The 14425-nt window shown below is 44.3% G+C and carries 11 protein-coding genes; 10 read left to right on the top strand and 1 reads right to left on the bottom strand.

What is annotated here, in order from left to right:
* The first annotated feature begins 36 nt into the window (after positions 1–36).
* The 10 genes from purF to purB all read left to right on the top strand — a co-directional run bounded on the left by purF (position 37) and on the right by purB (position 10420).
* Positions 37–1479, top strand: a complete 1443-nt coding sequence (gene purF / locus AC3E7H_RS03915; RefSeq protein WP_490676137.1) for an amidophosphoribosyltransferase — start codon at positions 37–39, stop codon at positions 1477–1479.
* Between the two features lie 36 nt (positions 1480–1515).
* Positions 1516–2538: a phosphoribosylformylglycinamidine cyclo-ligase gene (purM, locus tag AC3E7H_RS03910; protein ID WP_490676136.1), complete on the top strand. Its 1023-nt coding sequence runs from the start codon at positions 1516–1518 to the stop codon at positions 2536–2538.
* On the top strand, positions 2538–3092 hold the full coding sequence (gene purN / locus AC3E7H_RS03905; RefSeq protein WP_490676135.1) for a phosphoribosylglycinamide formyltransferase: 555 nt from the start codon (positions 2538–2540) through the stop codon (positions 3090–3092). Before purM ends, purN begins: the two co-directional genes overlap by 1 nt.
* A gap of 82 nt (positions 3093–3174) precedes the next feature.
* Entirely contained in the window at positions 3175–4722 is a 1548-nt protein-coding gene (gene purH / locus AC3E7H_RS03900) for a bifunctional phosphoribosylaminoimidazolecarboxamide formyltransferase/IMP cyclohydrolase (protein WP_075227942.1), read from the top strand.
* A 121-nt stretch (positions 4723–4843) separates the two neighbouring features.
* Positions 4844–6109 (top strand): phosphoribosylamine--glycine ligase, encoded by a 1266-nt coding sequence (purD, locus tag AC3E7H_RS03895; protein ID WP_075227941.1) that lies wholly within the window; start codon positions 4844–4846, stop codon positions 6107–6109.
* Positions 6110–6308: 199 nt separating this feature from the next.
* Positions 6309–6800: a 5-(carboxyamino)imidazole ribonucleotide mutase gene (gene purE / locus AC3E7H_RS03890; protein ID WP_075227940.1), complete on the top strand. Its 492-nt coding sequence runs from the start codon at positions 6309–6311 to the stop codon at positions 6798–6800.
* Entirely contained in the window at positions 6787–7878 is a 1092-nt protein-coding gene (gene purK / locus AC3E7H_RS03885; RefSeq protein WP_075227939.1) for a 5-(carboxyamino)imidazole ribonucleotide synthase, read from the top strand. The genes purE and purK overlap by 14 nt, the downstream gene beginning before the upstream one ends.
* A complete protein-coding gene (locus AC3E7H_RS03880) occupies positions 7879–8829 on the top strand; it encodes a ketopantoate reductase family protein (RefSeq protein WP_075227938.1) in 951 nt (316 codons plus the stop codon).
* 9 nt (positions 8830–8838) lie between these two features.
* Positions 8839–9066 carry a phosphoribosylaminoimidazole carboxylase gene (locus AC3E7H_RS03875; protein WP_075227937.1) on the top strand — a complete coding sequence of 76 codons (228 nt, stop codon included), beginning with the start codon at positions 8839–8841 and terminating at the stop codon, positions 9064–9066.
* A 55-nt stretch (positions 9067–9121) separates the two neighbouring features.
* Positions 9122–10420, top strand: a complete 1299-nt coding sequence (purB, locus tag AC3E7H_RS03870) for an adenylosuccinate lyase (protein ID WP_075227936.1) — start codon at positions 9122–9124, stop codon at positions 10418–10420.
* A 46-nt stretch (positions 10421–10466) separates the two neighbouring features.
* On the opposite strand, the gene strH is transcribed toward purB, so the two are convergent.
* A complete protein-coding gene (strH, locus tag AC3E7H_RS03865; protein WP_490676134.1) occupies positions 10467–14288 on the bottom strand; it encodes an LPXTG-anchored beta-N-acetylhexosaminidase StrH in 3822 nt (1273 codons plus the stop codon).
* Positions 14289–14425: the final 137 nt, after the last annotated feature.

The following is a 14425-nucleotide window of genomic DNA, read 5'->3' as shown; positions in this document are numbered from 1 at the left end:
AAGGAATGATACAGAAATAAAAATTAGGTATAGAAAATGACATACGAAGTAAAATCTCTTAATGAAGAATGTGGTGTTTTCGGCATCTGGGGCCACCCAGATGCTGCCAAAATGACCTATTTTGGACTCCATAGTCTTCAGCACCGTGGTCAGGAGGGGGCAGGAATCCTCTCCAATGACCATGGACAATTGAAGCGTCATCGTGATATGGGGCTTTTATCAGAAGTCTTCAAAAATCCTGCTAATTTGGATAAATTGACAGGAACTGGAGCGATTGGACACGTGCGTTATGCGACTGCGGGAGAAGCTTCTGTAGACAATATCCAACCTTTCCTCTTTCGCTTTCACGATATGCAGTTTGGTTTGGCTCATAACGGGAATCTGACCAATGCAGAATCGCTCAAGCAAGAATTGGAACAAAGAGGGGCAATCTTTAGCTCGACTTCTGATTCAGAAATCTTGGCTCACTTGATTCGTCGTAGCCACAATCCAAACCTGATGGGCAAGATCAAGGAAGCGCTCAGTCTTGTTAAAGGTGGTTTTGCTTATCTCTTGATGTTTGAAGATAAGCTAATTGCAGCGCTTGATCCAAACGGCTTCCGTCCTCTGTCAATCGGGAAAATGGCCAATGGAGCAGTTGTGGTTTCCTCTGAAACCTGTGCCTTTGAAGTCATCGGTGCGGAGTGGATTCGCGACGTAAAACCAGGCGAGATTGTCATTATTGATGATAGTGGTATCCAGTATGATAGCTACACAAACGATACTCAGCTGGCAATCTGTTCCATGGAGTACATCTACTTTGCCCGTCCCGACTCTAACATCCACGGTGTCAATGTCCATACAGCTCGTAAGAGAATGGGAGCTCAATTAGCACGTGAGTTCAAGCACGAAGCTGATATCGTAGTCGGGGTGCCAAACTCCTCACTAAGCGCAGCGATGGGCTTTGCCGAAGAATCAGGTCTGCCAAATGAAATGGGGCTCATCAAGAACCAATATACGCAACGGACCTTTATCCAGCCGACTCAAGAATTACGGGAACAAGGAGTGCGAATGAAGCTCTCTGCTGTATCTGGTGTTGTGAAAGGCAAACGTGTGGTCATGATTGATGACTCCATTGTACGTGGAACAACATCACGTCGTATTGTCCAACTCTTGAAAGAAGCGGGGGCATCAGAAGTTCACGTTGCCATTGGGAGTCCTGCTCTTGCCTATCCATGTTTCTACGGAATTGATATCCAGACACGTCAGGAGTTGATTGCGGCTAATCATACCGTTGAGGAAACTTGCCAAATCATTGGTGCGGATAGTCTGACTTATCTTTCTATTGATGGATTGATTGACTCTATTGGGATTGAAACAGATGCGCCAAATGGCGGTCTCTGTGTGGCTTACTTTGATGGGAAGTATCCAACTCCTCTCTATGATTATGAAGAAGAATATCGTAGAAGTTTGGAAGAAAAAACGAGTTTTTACAAATAAAATTCCCCATTGAAGGAAAGGAAAAGGAATAAACAAATGACAAATAAAAATGCTTATGCCCAATCAGGTGTGGACGTTGAAGCGGGTTATGAAGTTGTTGAACGGATCAAAAAACACGTGGCACGTACGGAGCGTGCAGGTGTCATGGGAGCTCTTGGTGGTTTTGGTGGCATGTTCGACCTTTCAAAAACAGGTGTCAAAGAGCCAGTTTTGATCTCGGGTACAGATGGTGTTGGTACTAAGTTAATGCTGGCTATCAAGTATGACAAACACGATACCATCGGACAAGATTGTGTGGCTATGTGTGTCAACGATATCATCGCTGCAGGTGCTGAGCCTCTTTACTTCCTTGACTATATTGCAACAGGTAAAAATGAACCAGCTAAACTAGAACAAGTTGTTGCGGGTGTGGCTGAAGGTTGTGTACAAGCAGGTGCGGCCCTCATCGGTGGGGAAACTGCTGAAATGCCTGGTATGTATGGTGAAGACGACTATGACTTGGCTGGTTTCGCAGTAGGTGTGGCAGAAAAATCTCAAATCATCGACGGTTCAAAAGTAGCTGAAGGGGATGTGATTCTTGGGCTTGCTTCAAGCGGTATCCACTCAAATGGTTACTCACTTGTTCGTTGTGTCTTTGCTGATTACACAGGTGAAGAAGTCCTCCCAGAATTGGAAGGGAAGAAACTTAAAGACGTTCTTTTGGAACCAACACGTATCTACGTCAAGGCTGTTTTGCCACTCATCAAAGAAGAATTGGTGAATGGTATTGCCCACATCACAGGTGGTGGTTTTATCGAAAATGTGCCACGTATGTTCGCGGATGACTTGGCTGCTGAAATTGACGAAAGCAAGGTTCCAGTTCTTCCAATTTTCAAAGCCCTTGAAAAATATGGTGAAATTAAACACGAAGAAATGTTTGAAATCTTCAACATGGGTGTCGGTCTTATGCTTGCGGTTACACCAGAGAATGTGGAACGTGTCAAAGAACTTCTTGACGAACCTGTTTATGAAATTGGTCGTATTGTGAAGAAAGATGGCGCAAGTGTGGTGATTAAATAATGACTAAAAGGATTGCTGTTTTTGCCTCTGGTAACGGCTCAAACTTTCAGGTGATTGCGGAACAATTTCCAGTAGAATTTGTTTTCTCAGATCACCGAGATGCCTATGTCTTAGAGCGTGCCGAAAAGCTAGGGGTTTTATCTTATGCCTTCGAACTCAAAGAGTTTGAGAACAAGGTAGACTATGAAGGAGCCATTGTCGAACTCTTGGATGAACACCAGATTGACTTGGTTTGTCTTGCAGGCTACATAAAAATCGTCGGCCCAACATTGCTAGCAGCTTATGAAGGCCGTATCATCAATATTCATCCGGCTTATCTCCCTGAATTTCCAGGAGCTCATGGTATTGAGGATGCTTGGAATGCAGGCGTAGACCAGTCTGGCGTGACTATTCACTGGGTGGATTCTGGTGTTGATACCGGTAAGGTCATCAAACAAGTCCGTGTGCCACGCCTTGAAGGGGATACCCTTGATACTTTCGAGACTCGCATCCACGAAACAGAGTACAAACTTTATCCAGAGGTCTTGGATAGTTTGGGGGCTGCACGAAAATAAGGAAGCCCTCGAGCTGAAAGAAAATTTTCGACTGTAGCACTGTAGCAAAGAAAGAACTTTTTTAAAAAGGAAAAGAAAGAACATGACTAAACGAGCACTTATTTCAGTCTCAGATAAAGCGGGCATTGTTGAATTTGCCCAAGAACTTAAAAAACTTGGTTGGGATATCATCTCAACAGGTGGTACCAAAGTTGCCCTTGATAATGCTGGTGTTGATACCATTGCCATTGATGATGTGACTGGTTTCCCAGAAATGATGGACGGTCGTGTGAAGACCCTCCACCCAAATATCCACGGAGGGCTTCTCGCTCGTCGTGACTTGGATAGCCACTTGGAAGCGGCTAAGGACAACAAGATTGAGCTCATTGACCTTGTGGTGGTCAACCTTTACCCATTTAAGGAAACTATCCTTAAACCAGATGTGACTTATGCTGATGCAGTTGAAAATATCGATATTGGTGGGCCATCTATGCTTCGTTCAGCAGCGAAAAATCATGCCAGTGTTACAGTTGTGGTAGATCCTGCTGACTACGCTGTGGTTTTGGACGAATTGGCAGCAAACGGCGAAACCTCTTATGAAACTCGCCAACGTTTGGCAGCCAAAGTATTTCGTCACACAGCGGCTTATGACGCCTTGATTGCAGAATATTTCACAGCTCAAGTCGGTGAAGGCAAGCCTGAAAAACTCACTTTGACTTATGACCTCAAGCAACCAATGCGTTACGGTGAGAACCCTCAACAAGACGCAGACTTCTACCAAAAAGCCTTGCCAACAGACTACTCTATTGCATCTGCTAAACAGCTTAACGGTAAGGAATTGTCCTTCAACAATATCCGTGACGCTGATGCAGCGATCCGCATCATCCGTGACTTCAAAGATAGTCCAACCGTTGTGGCTCTCAAACACATGAACCCGTGCGGTATAGGTCAAGCTGATGATATCGAAACTGCTTGGGACTACGCTTATGAGTCTGACCCAGTTTCTATCTTCGGTGGTATTGTCGTTCTCAACCGTGAAGTGGACGCTGCGACAGCTCAAAAAATGCACGGCGTTTTCCTTGAAATCATCATTGCACCAAGCTATTCTGACGAAGCGCTTGAAATCTTGACAACCAAAAAGAAAAACTTGCGCATCCTTGCCTTGCCATTTGATGCTCAAGATGCTAGTGAAGTGGAAGCAGAGTACACAGGCGTGGTCGGTGGCCTCCTCGTTCAAAATCAGGATGTTGTCAAAGAAAACCCAGCTGACTGGCAAGTGGTAACCAAACGCCAACCAACTGAGACAGAAGCGACTGCCCTTGAGTTTGCTTGGAAAGCTATCAAGTATGTCAAATCAAATGGAATCATCGTGACTAATGACCACATGACACTTGGCGTTGGCCCTGGTCAAACCAATCGTGTGGCTTCCGTCCGTATTGCTATTGACCAAGCTAAAGACCGTCTTGACGGCGCTGTCCTTGCTTCAGATGCCTTCTTCCCATTTGCGGATAATGTGGAAGAAATCGCCAAAGCTGGTATCAAGGCCATCATTCAACCAGGTGGGTCAGTACGTGACCAAGAGTCTATCGAAGCTGCTGATAAATACGGCTTGACTATGGTCTTCACAGGCGTGAGACATTTTAGACATTAAGAAAATAAAAGGGAAGAAAACAGTTTCTTTCCTTTTTTTGCTTTAAAAGCGAAACGAAACAAGATTAAAACGAACGTTTATGGTATAATATTAGTAAATAATTCGCAAAAGAGGTTGTAAGATGAAGCTGTTAGTTGTTGGTTCGGGTGGTCGTGAACATGCGATTGCTAAGAAGTTACTTGAATCAAAAAACGTTGAAAAAGTCTTTGTAGCTCCTGGGAATGACGGGATGACTCTAGATGGTCTGGAATTGGTAAATATCTCTATTTCCGAACATTCTGCCTTAATCGAGTTTGCAAAAGTCAATGATATCGCTTGGACCTTTATCGGTCCAGATGATGCCCTTGCAGCTGGAATTGTAGATGATTTCAATGCAGCAGGGCTTAAAGCTTTTGGTCCAACAAGATTAGCAGCAGAGCTGGAGTGGTCTAAGGATTTTGCCAAGGAAATCATGGTCAAGTACGGCGTTCCGACAGCAGCCTACGGCACATTCTCAGATTTCGAGGAAGCCAGGGTCTATATCGAAAAGCAGGGGGCACCAATCGTAGTTAAAGCAGATGGTTTGGCCCTTGGGAAAGGTGTCGTCGTTGCGGAGACAGTTGAGCAAGCCGTCGAAGCCGCTCATGAGATGCTTTTGGACAATAAATTTGGCGACTCTGGTGCGCGTGTGGTTATCGAGGAATTCCTTGACGGGGAGGAGTTCTCTCTCTTTGCCTTTGTCAATGAGGACAAGTTCTACATCATGCCAACAGCTCAGGACCATAAACGAGCCTACGATGGCGACAAGGGGCCTAACACTGGTGGGATGGGTGCATATGCGCCAGTTCCACACTTGCCACAGAGAGTGGTTGACACAGCAGTTGACACCATTGTCAAGCCAGTTCTCGAAGGGATGATTAAAGAAGGTCGTCCGTATCTTGGTGTCCTTTACGCAGGGCTTATCTTGACAGCTGATGGACCTAAGGTCATCGAGTTCAACGCTCGTTTCGGAGATCCTGAAACTCAGATTATCCTGCCTCGTTTGACATCTGACTTTGCGCAAAATATCACGGATATTTTGGATGGCAAAGAGCCAGCAATTACTTGGATGGATAAGGGTGTAACACTAGGCGTTGTTGTAGCCTCAAACGGCTACCCACTCGCTTATGAGAAAGGTGTCAAGCTTCCTACCAAGACAGAAGGCGACATCATCACTTATTATGCCGGAGCTAAATTTGCTGAAAATGGGGGAGACCTTCTTTCAAACGGAGGCCGTGTTTACATGCTGGTCACCACGGCTGATACCGTCAAAGACGGCCAAAACATTATCTACAGCCAACTCAACAAACAAAACACAGAAGGCCTCTTTTACCGAACAGATATTGGAAGTAAGGCTATAAAAGATTAACAGATACTAAATTTGTCAATGGCGAGTGAAAGCGAGCCAAAGTAAGATAATGGTCGCCGTGGTGAAAAGACCAGAACAATTTCTGTTCTGGTCTAGGGAAAATTTGAGACTTGGGCTCAAATTTTAGGAATGAAACCGAGGGGTTGCTTCCGTCCTCACCACCTAAGACCATTATCAAAAAAGAAAAAAAGGGAAAATTATGACTAAACCAATTATTTCCATCATCATGGGCTCAAAATCCGACTGGGCAACTATGCAAAAAACCGCTGAAGTCCTAGACCGCTTCGGTGTAGCCTACGAAAAGAAAGTTGTCTCTGCCCACCGCACACCTGATCTTATGTTCCGCCATGCTGAAGAAGCTCGTAGCCGTGGCATCAAGATCATCATCGCAGGTGCTGGTGGCGCAGCCCATTTGCCAGGGATGGTAGCAGCCAAGACAACACTTCCAGTCATTGGTGTGCCAGTCAAATCACGTGCTCTTAGTGGTGTGGATTCGCTCTATTCGATTGTTCAGATGCCAGGTGGGGTTCCTGTAGCAACCATGGCTATCGGTGAAGCAGGTGCGACTAACGCTGCCCTCTTTGCCCTCCGTCTCCTCTCTGTAGAAGATAAGTCCATTGCGGACGCACTTGCTAACTTTGCCGAAGAACAAGGAAAAATCGCAGAGGAGTCTACAAATGAGCTCAACTAAAACTATTGGTATCATCGGTGGTGGTCAGCTAGGTCAGATGATGGCTATTTCTGCTATCTACATGGGACACAAGGTTATCGCGCTGGACCCTGCGGCAGATTGCCCGGCCTCTCGCGTGGCGGAGATTATCGTGGCTCCTTATAATGATGTGGACGCTCTTCGCCAGTTGGCGGAGCGTTGCGATGTCCTCACTTATGAGTTTGAAAATGTGGATGCCGACGGTTTGGATGCCGTTATCAAGGATGGTCAGCTTCCACAAGGGACAGACCTACTCCGAATCTCTCAAAATCGAATCTTTGAGAAGGACTTTCTTTCTAACAAGGCTCAAGTCACTGTGGCTCCTTACAAGGTTGTGAAATCTAGCCAAGACTTGGAAGATATCGACTTGTCGAAAAACTATGTCCTTAAGACGGCGACTGGTGGTTACGATGGTCATGGACAAAAGGTTATTCGTTCAGAAGCAGACTTGGAAGAAGCATACACTTTAGCGGACTCAGCAGACTGTGTCTTGGAAGAATTCGTCAACTTTGACTTGGAGATTTCAGTCATTGTATCTGGTAATGGCAAGGACGTGACAGTATTCCCAATTCAGGAAAATATCCACCGCAACAACATTCTTTCAAAAACCATTGTGCCTGCTCGCATTTCTGACAGTCTAGCTGAGAAAGCTAAAGCCATGGCTGTGAAGATTGCTGAACAACTCAATCTTTCTGGTACGCTCTGTGTGGAAATGTTTGCGACAGCTGATGACATCATCGTCAACGAAATTGCACCACGCCCCCACAATTCAGGGCACTATTCGATTGAAGCCTGTGACTTTTCACAGTTTGATACCCATATTCTAGGCGTTCTCGGAGCACCATTGCCAGACATCAAACTACATGCACCAGCAGTCATGCTCAATGTTCTCGGCCAGCATGTCGAGGCTGCTGAAAAATATGTGACAGAAAATCCAAGCGCCCACCTCCATTTGTATGGTAAAATAGAAGCGAAGCACAACCGCAAAATGGGACATGTGACTTTGTTTAGTGATGAACCGGATAAGGTTGAGGAGTTTGGGAAAGGGATTGATTTTTAAGTGAAAATAGCGATTCTAGGACTCGGAGTGATCGGGACCACTTATGCCTACGCCTTTCAAAAAGCAGGCCATCAAGTGGAACACGTACTGAGAGATAGTAAGAAAAACAATGCACCGAAGGAGTTGTCAGTTGATCTGCTAGATGGTCGCTATCATTCCAAAGGTGAGAACAAGCATGATACTTATGAGGTTCATGTGGCAGAAGCTCATTCGGAATATGATTTTATTTTTCTCAGTGTGCGTCATGGACTTGTCAAAGAAGCTGTGGAAACCTTGCGAAAAAACAATATCAAAGGCACCCTTGTTTTCTTTTGTAATTTCTGGGATAATCGAAAAGAGGTCCAAGAGTGGGCAGGGGATTACAACTATATTTTGGCCTTTCCGACAGCGGGTGGTCATATGCAGGAGAACCATTTGGATGGTGTCTTGTTCGACCATTTAATGCTAGAAGGTGAGCAAAAAGCACACATTTCTAACTATGCTGATCTGACGGCTTTACTAGTTTCTGCAGATTTGAAGTGGGAAGTGCCTCATGATATGGTCGAGTGGATTTGGATTCACATGGCGATTAACGCAGGTGTCACTTCGACAGCTGCTCGCTCAGGAAATTTGGAAAATCCAGAAGAACTGGCTTTGAACTTGATGAATAGTTCATCGGAATTATCATTGGCCATCAAGGCCATTCGAGAAGCTTTGAAAGTCGTAGAAGCGCGTGGCGTGAATTTGAAACTTTACAAAGCAGAACTATTGCCATACAAAATTCCCGCTTGGATAGCCGGCAAGGCCATGAAAGTCATGTTTGCGAAAAATGAGCTGACCCGAAAAATTATGACTTTGCACAATGATAAACAGGACATCTTCTATTGTTGTCAAAGTGTTTATCAGACCGGTCAGGTGTTAGGTGTGAAGATGCCTATTCTGGAAGCAAATATGAAGGGCATTTCGATTTAGGAGTTTTTTATGATACAACTCATCGTCAACGCATTTGTTGAAAAAGAGAAGACCGGAGCAGTCGTCGAAGTCTTGTATGCTAGTAGTGATCACGAAAAGGTGAAAGCTAAGTATGAAGAGTTGCTTGCTCAATATCCTGAAAACTATCTAGCTATCTATGATGTCCCGCTGGATACGGATTTGAATACACTCAATCACTATCCATCTGTATGGATTGGGAAAGAAGAATTTGAATAAAGTGATTGCCGCTTGCTAACTGATGTGAAACATCAAAAGAAAGGAAAATAAAACAATGATCGAACGTTACTCTCGCCCTGAGATGGCGAACATTTGGACTGAAGAAAATAAATACCGTGCTTGGCTTGAGGTGGAAATCTTAGCTGACGAAGCATGGGCTGAGTTAGGGGAAATCCCTAAGGAAGATGTAGCTTTGATTCGTGAAAAAGCGGACTTTGACATCGACCGTATCTTGGAAATCGAGCAAGAGACTCGCCACGATGTGGTGGCTTTCACGCGTGCGGTTTCTGAGACTCTTGGTGAAGAGCGCAAGTGGGTTCACTATGGGTTGACTTCTACCGACGTGGTGGATACTGCCTACGGTTACCTCTACAAACAAGCCAACGACATCATCCGCAAGGACCTTGAAAACTTCCTCAACATCATTGCTGACAAAGCGAAAGAGCACAAGTTCACCATCATGATGGGGCGTACCCACGGTGTTCACGCTGAGCCTACAACTTTTGGTCTTAAATTGGCAACTTGGTACAGCGAAATGAAGCGCAACATCGAGCGTTTCGAGCATGCGGCTGCTGGTGTGGAAGCTGGTAAGATTTCTGGTGCGGTCGGTAACTTTGCTAACATCCCACCATTCGTTGAAAAATACGTCTGCGACAAATTGGGTATCCGTGCCCAAGAAATCTCTACACAGGTTCTTCCTCGTGACCTTCACGCTGAGTACTTTGCAGTTCTTGCTAGCATCGCAACTTCTATCGAGCGTATGGCGACTGAGATTCGTGGTCTTCAAAAATCAGAACAACGTGAAGTAGAAGAGTTCTTTGCAAAGGGTCAAAAAGGTTCTTCAGCTATGCCTCACAAACGTAACCCAATCGGTTCTGAAAACATGACAGGTCTTGCGCGTGTGATCCGTGGTCACATGGTAACAGCTTATGAAAATGTATCACTCTGGCACGAGCGTGATATCTCTCACTCATCAGCTGAGCGGATCATTGCACCAGATACAACCATCTTGATTGACTACATGCTCAACCGTTTCGGAAACATCGTTAAGAACTTGACAGTCTTCCCAGAAAACATGATCCGCAACATGAACTCTACATTTGGTCTTATCTTCAGTCAACGTGCGATGCTTACTTTGATTGAAAAAGGTATGACTCGTGAGCAAGCTTACGACCTTGTACAACCAAAGACAGCTCAATCTTGGGATAACCAAGTAGACTTCAAACCACTTCTTGAAGCAGATCCAGAAGTAACTTCACGTCTCACTCAAGAAGAAATCGACGAAATCTTCAACCCAACTTACTACACCAAACGAGTGGATGACATCTTCGAACGCATCGGTTTGGGTGACTAACAATAAAACAAAAAAGCGAGACTTTTGTCCCGCTTTTTATTTGTGCTTAATCTTTTTTCTTGCTAAGTCCGTAAGCTGTGAGAGCAGTCATAAGACCAGTAGCAATCAACCATTCTGAACCTTGGCTTCCTGTTTCAGGAAGTTTATTTTCTTTTGCTACAGGAGCTGGGCCTTGAGGAAGAGCTTTGTTTTCCTCAGCAGGAACAGATGCTGGAGCTGGTTCACTTGGAATTTCTAGTTTTGGTTTTTCTTCAGCGATAGCTGCTTGACCATGTTCATCACCGACGTGAGTGACAGGGTTGCCAACTTCGATTACTTGAGCGACTGGTTCTTGAGCGACAACACTAGTAACCAATGTTTTAACTTCAGATCCATCAACAGCAGTAGTCACAGAGTAGAAATGGCTACGACGACCGTTGACACCTGCAGTTACAACACGAGTTTCTCCCTTAGGCAATGCATCAGTTTCACGAGTGATGGTTGTAAATGGAATTTCTTCATCTTCGATGACTACACGAGGTTTATTTACAACAGGAGCTTGACCTTTTTCGTCTCCTACATGTGTCGCTAATGTTCCAACTTCGACAACTTGATTGACAGCTTCTTTCGTTACTTGTCTTTCAAGAACTGTTTCTGTTTGCTTGCCATTTTCAGTCACAACTGAAAGATAGATAGTCCGTTCACCTTTGACACCTTCAGTGATGACTTTCTCTTGTCCTGCTGGAAGGTTAGGATTTTCTTTCTTAACAATCTCAAACGGAATTTCTTCTGTCTTAACAAGAAGCTCTGGTCGGTTTTCAACTGTAGCAGCAGTTTCACTCTCATAGAGGCTTCCTGAGTGAGTTGCAGCTGGTTTGAGACCCAGTCTAGCAGCTTTGAGATTAGCTACAAGTGTGTCCAATTCAGCTTGTTTGTTACGATTGAGGTTGTAGTTAAGAGCATCTTTAGCAGCCTTGAGAGCGTCGAGGCTTTCTGTGCTGTATCCTTCTAAGTTTTCAGGGATTTGAGCAAGTTCTTCGCGTAGTGCTTTGTAGTCAGCACGGAAGTAGTCTTTGTTGTGGTCTGCAAAGGCAGTCATGAGTTCAAAGATTTCTTCTTCCTTGTATTCTGCGCTTGGTCTATCAGCCCAGATAGCTAACATACTACCAACAGTAGGTAGGTCAACTTCAGGATATTTAGTTGATGCTAACTGGTTAAATGGAGTTTTTTCAGTATTTTCAATAGCTTTCTTGAGGAAGCCACCGCCATCTTCTGGTTTTTGACCGAGAATGTAGTACCAGTCTCCATTCGTGTTTAGGAATTTATAACCTTTGCTTGCTAGATATTGAGGAGACGCAAGGTTGTAACCCCACCAGCCTTTAGACCAGTAAGAGATGATAACGTCTTTATCAAACTCAACATCATCCTTGTCTTCGTAGTAGAAGCCATCGTTAAAGGCCATTGGTTGAAGACCTTTTTCTTTAGCCATGGCAGCTAGGCTATTAGCGTACTCAGCAAATTTGCCGTAGAGACCATACCACTTGAGGTAGTACCAACCTTGAGCATTGGTAGCATCGTTAGCATACTCATCTGTACCATAGTTAAAGATTTTAGTCTTACCAGCAAAGAAGTCCATGTACTTGCCGATAAGGGCTTTTGTAAAGTTCATCGCTTCTTCGTTTTCAAGGTCCATAGTTGTTTTTGAAACCTTGTCAAAGTTGGCTTGAGGGTTTGCGATGCCTAATTTTTCCATAGCGACAAGCATAGCATCCATATGACCTGGGCTATTGATAGCTGGGATTAGTCCAATCCCTTTGTCCTTAGCATACTGGATAAGCTCAGTGATTTCAGCTTGGTTCAAAGTAGTTCCGTTAGGATCATCGTAGTAAGATTTTGTTCCTTCGATGATGGCCTTTTTCACATCGTCGCTTGCATAAGTCTTGCCATTTGCTGAGATACTCATATCATCAAGTAGGAAGCGAAGTCCATCATTTCCAAGGAGCAAGTGAAGGTCAGAGTAGCCGAGCTCACTAGCCTTGTCAACGATGCGTTTAAGTTGGTCAAGTGTGAAGTATTTACGTCCAGCATCGATAGAGATGACCTTGTTCTTAGCTAGTTTTTCAACTTCACGTTTAGCATCTTCTTCTTTTTGAGCTTCTGGAGTGAAGGTCAAGTTGCTAACAGCTTCTTGGAGTTTTGCGATCGCTTGGTCAATAGTATCTTGTTGAGCACGGCTGAGGTTGCTATCGAGAGCACGGATGGCTTTTTCAGCATCTTTAACGGCTGCAATACTTTCTTCTGTGTAGCGAGTAAGGTCTGTTGGAACTTCTTTCAGAGCTTGTTCAGCAGACTCGTAGTCAGCAGCGAAGTATTCAGCATTTGAGTTTGCGAATTGACGCATGAGTTTGAAGAGACGAGATGGAGAGTAGCGAGCAGATGGAGTATCAGCCCAAGCTGCTACCATACCACCAATAATAGGAACGTCAGCTCCTTCTGTTTTTGGTACAGAAGTGATCGGTGTGCTCTTAATGCCGTTCAATCCTTGATCAAGGTTGTACCAACCTTGTCCGTCAGCATTACGGCCGAGAACATAGTACCAAGCATCGTTAGTATTGAGGATTTCATGTCCTTTTTCAGCTAGTAACTTAGAAGAAGCGACATCGTAACCACCCCAGCCACCAGTCCACATAGAGACGATGATGTCCTTGTCAAAAGTACCAAAACTTGTATCGCTATTATAGTAGATACCGTCGTTGAAGGCCATAGGTTTTAGACCGTGAGATTTGACGATACGAGCTAGGTCATTTGCATAGGCGATGAATTTGTCATAACCCTTGTCTGGGAATCCATCTTCTGGATACCATTTATAGGCTTGAAGAACGCTCCATCCTTTGGCATCAGTAGCATCATTAGCGTACTCATCCAAACCGATGTTGAAGATTTCAGACTTACCAGCAAAGTAGCCGGCATACTTATCAATCAAAGCTTTTGTGAAGGCAACAGCTTTTTCATTGTCAAGGTCAACAGTACGCGCTGATTCTTTACCAAAATAGTTAAAGTTAGGCTTTTCAATACCCAATTCTTTCATAGCATTAAGGATAGCGTCCATGTGGCCAGGACTGTTAACAGATGGGATAAGTCCAATACCTTTATCCTTAGCATAGTTAATCAAGTCGGTCATTTGGCTTTCAGTTAGATGATTGCCGTTTGGATCGTTGTAGTAGGCATTAGTTCCATTTTCAACAGCGCGTTTGACATCGTCGCTCGCATAAGTCTTGTCTCCTACAGTTAGGGACATATCATCTAGCATAAAGCGCAAGCCGTCATTTCCGACTAGGAGATGAAGATCAGTATAGCCATAGTGTTTGGCTTTGTCGATGATTTCTTTCAGTTGTTCAGGAGAGAAGTATTTACGCCCTGCATCGATTGAAACGATTTTCTTTTTAGCCAGTTTTTCATTGACTTGAGCTGCTTTCTCTGTAGCGACTACAGGAGCTTCAACTTTAGCAATTTCTTTATTATCTTCTTTTTCAGCCTTCTCGACTTCTTTAACTACTTCTGGTTCAGCTGGAGCGACTTGATTTGCAACAGTTTTTTCTACGACAGGTACAGGAGTAGCTTCAACTTTTGGTGCTTCAGTGTTTGTTACAGGTGTCGCTGGAGCTGCAGGAGCTACGGCTTCTGGTGTAGGACTAGTTTCAAGTTTTTCTTCGCTGGCCTGTGGAGACGATTCACCTGTAGCTTGGATAGTAGGTTGATTCTCTGTTGTAGTAGGTACGACTCCATCAGCGGCAACAGCTTGCGCATGAAAGGCAAAGCCGATCAAGACAGAAGCCGCTCCGATTGCGTATTTACGAATAGAGAAACGCTGTTTATTTTCTGGTTTCATTAAATAACCTCCTAATTTATTGTTTTGGTAGCGTTTTCACAAACTGATTCCATTGTATTATCTGAAACTAGTAAAGTCAAGTTTTTTAATAAAATACCTATAAAAAATATAAGAAGTTATTTAATTTGAACTAATTT

This window comes from Streptococcus sp. SCPM-O-B-15304 (M98) (assembly GCF_058200215.1).
The sequence above is the reverse complement of the archived record's forward strand: the minus strand, read 5'-3'. Positions and strand labels throughout refer to the sequence as shown.

Excerpts from the sequence above, each read along its gene's own strand:
- purF (WP_490676137.1), top strand. The coding sequence starts at position 37 with ATGACATACGAAGTAAAATCTCTTAATGAAGAATGTGGTGTTTTCGGC.
- purM (WP_490676136.1), top strand. The coding sequence starts at position 1,516 with ATGACAAATAAAAATGCTTATGCCCAATCAGGTGTGGACGTTGAAGCG.
- purN (WP_490676135.1), top strand. The coding sequence starts at position 2,538 with ATGACTAAAAGGATTGCTGTTTTTGCCTCTGGTAACGGCTCAAACTTT.
- purH (WP_075227942.1), top strand. The coding sequence starts at position 3,175 with ATGACTAAACGAGCACTTATTTCAGTCTCAGATAAAGCGGGCATTGTT.
- purD (WP_075227941.1), top strand. The coding sequence starts at position 4,844 with ATGAAGCTGTTAGTTGTTGGTTCGGGTGGTCGTGAACATGCGATTGCT.
- purE (WP_075227940.1), top strand. The coding sequence starts at position 6,309 with ATGACTAAACCAATTATTTCCATCATCATGGGCTCAAAATCCGACTGG.
- purK (WP_075227939.1), top strand. The coding sequence starts at position 6,787 with ATGAGCTCAACTAAAACTATTGGTATCATCGGTGGTGGTCAGCTAGGT.
- AC3E7H_RS03875 (WP_075227937.1), top strand. The coding sequence starts at position 8,839 with ATGATACAACTCATCGTCAACGCATTTGTTGAAAAAGAGAAGACCGGA.
- purB (WP_075227936.1), top strand. The coding sequence starts at position 9,122 with ATGATCGAACGTTACTCTCGCCCTGAGATGGCGAACATTTGGACTGAA.
- strH (WP_490676134.1), bottom strand. The coding sequence starts at position 14,288 with ATGAAACCAGAAAATAAACAGCGTTTCTCTATTCGTAAATACGCAATC.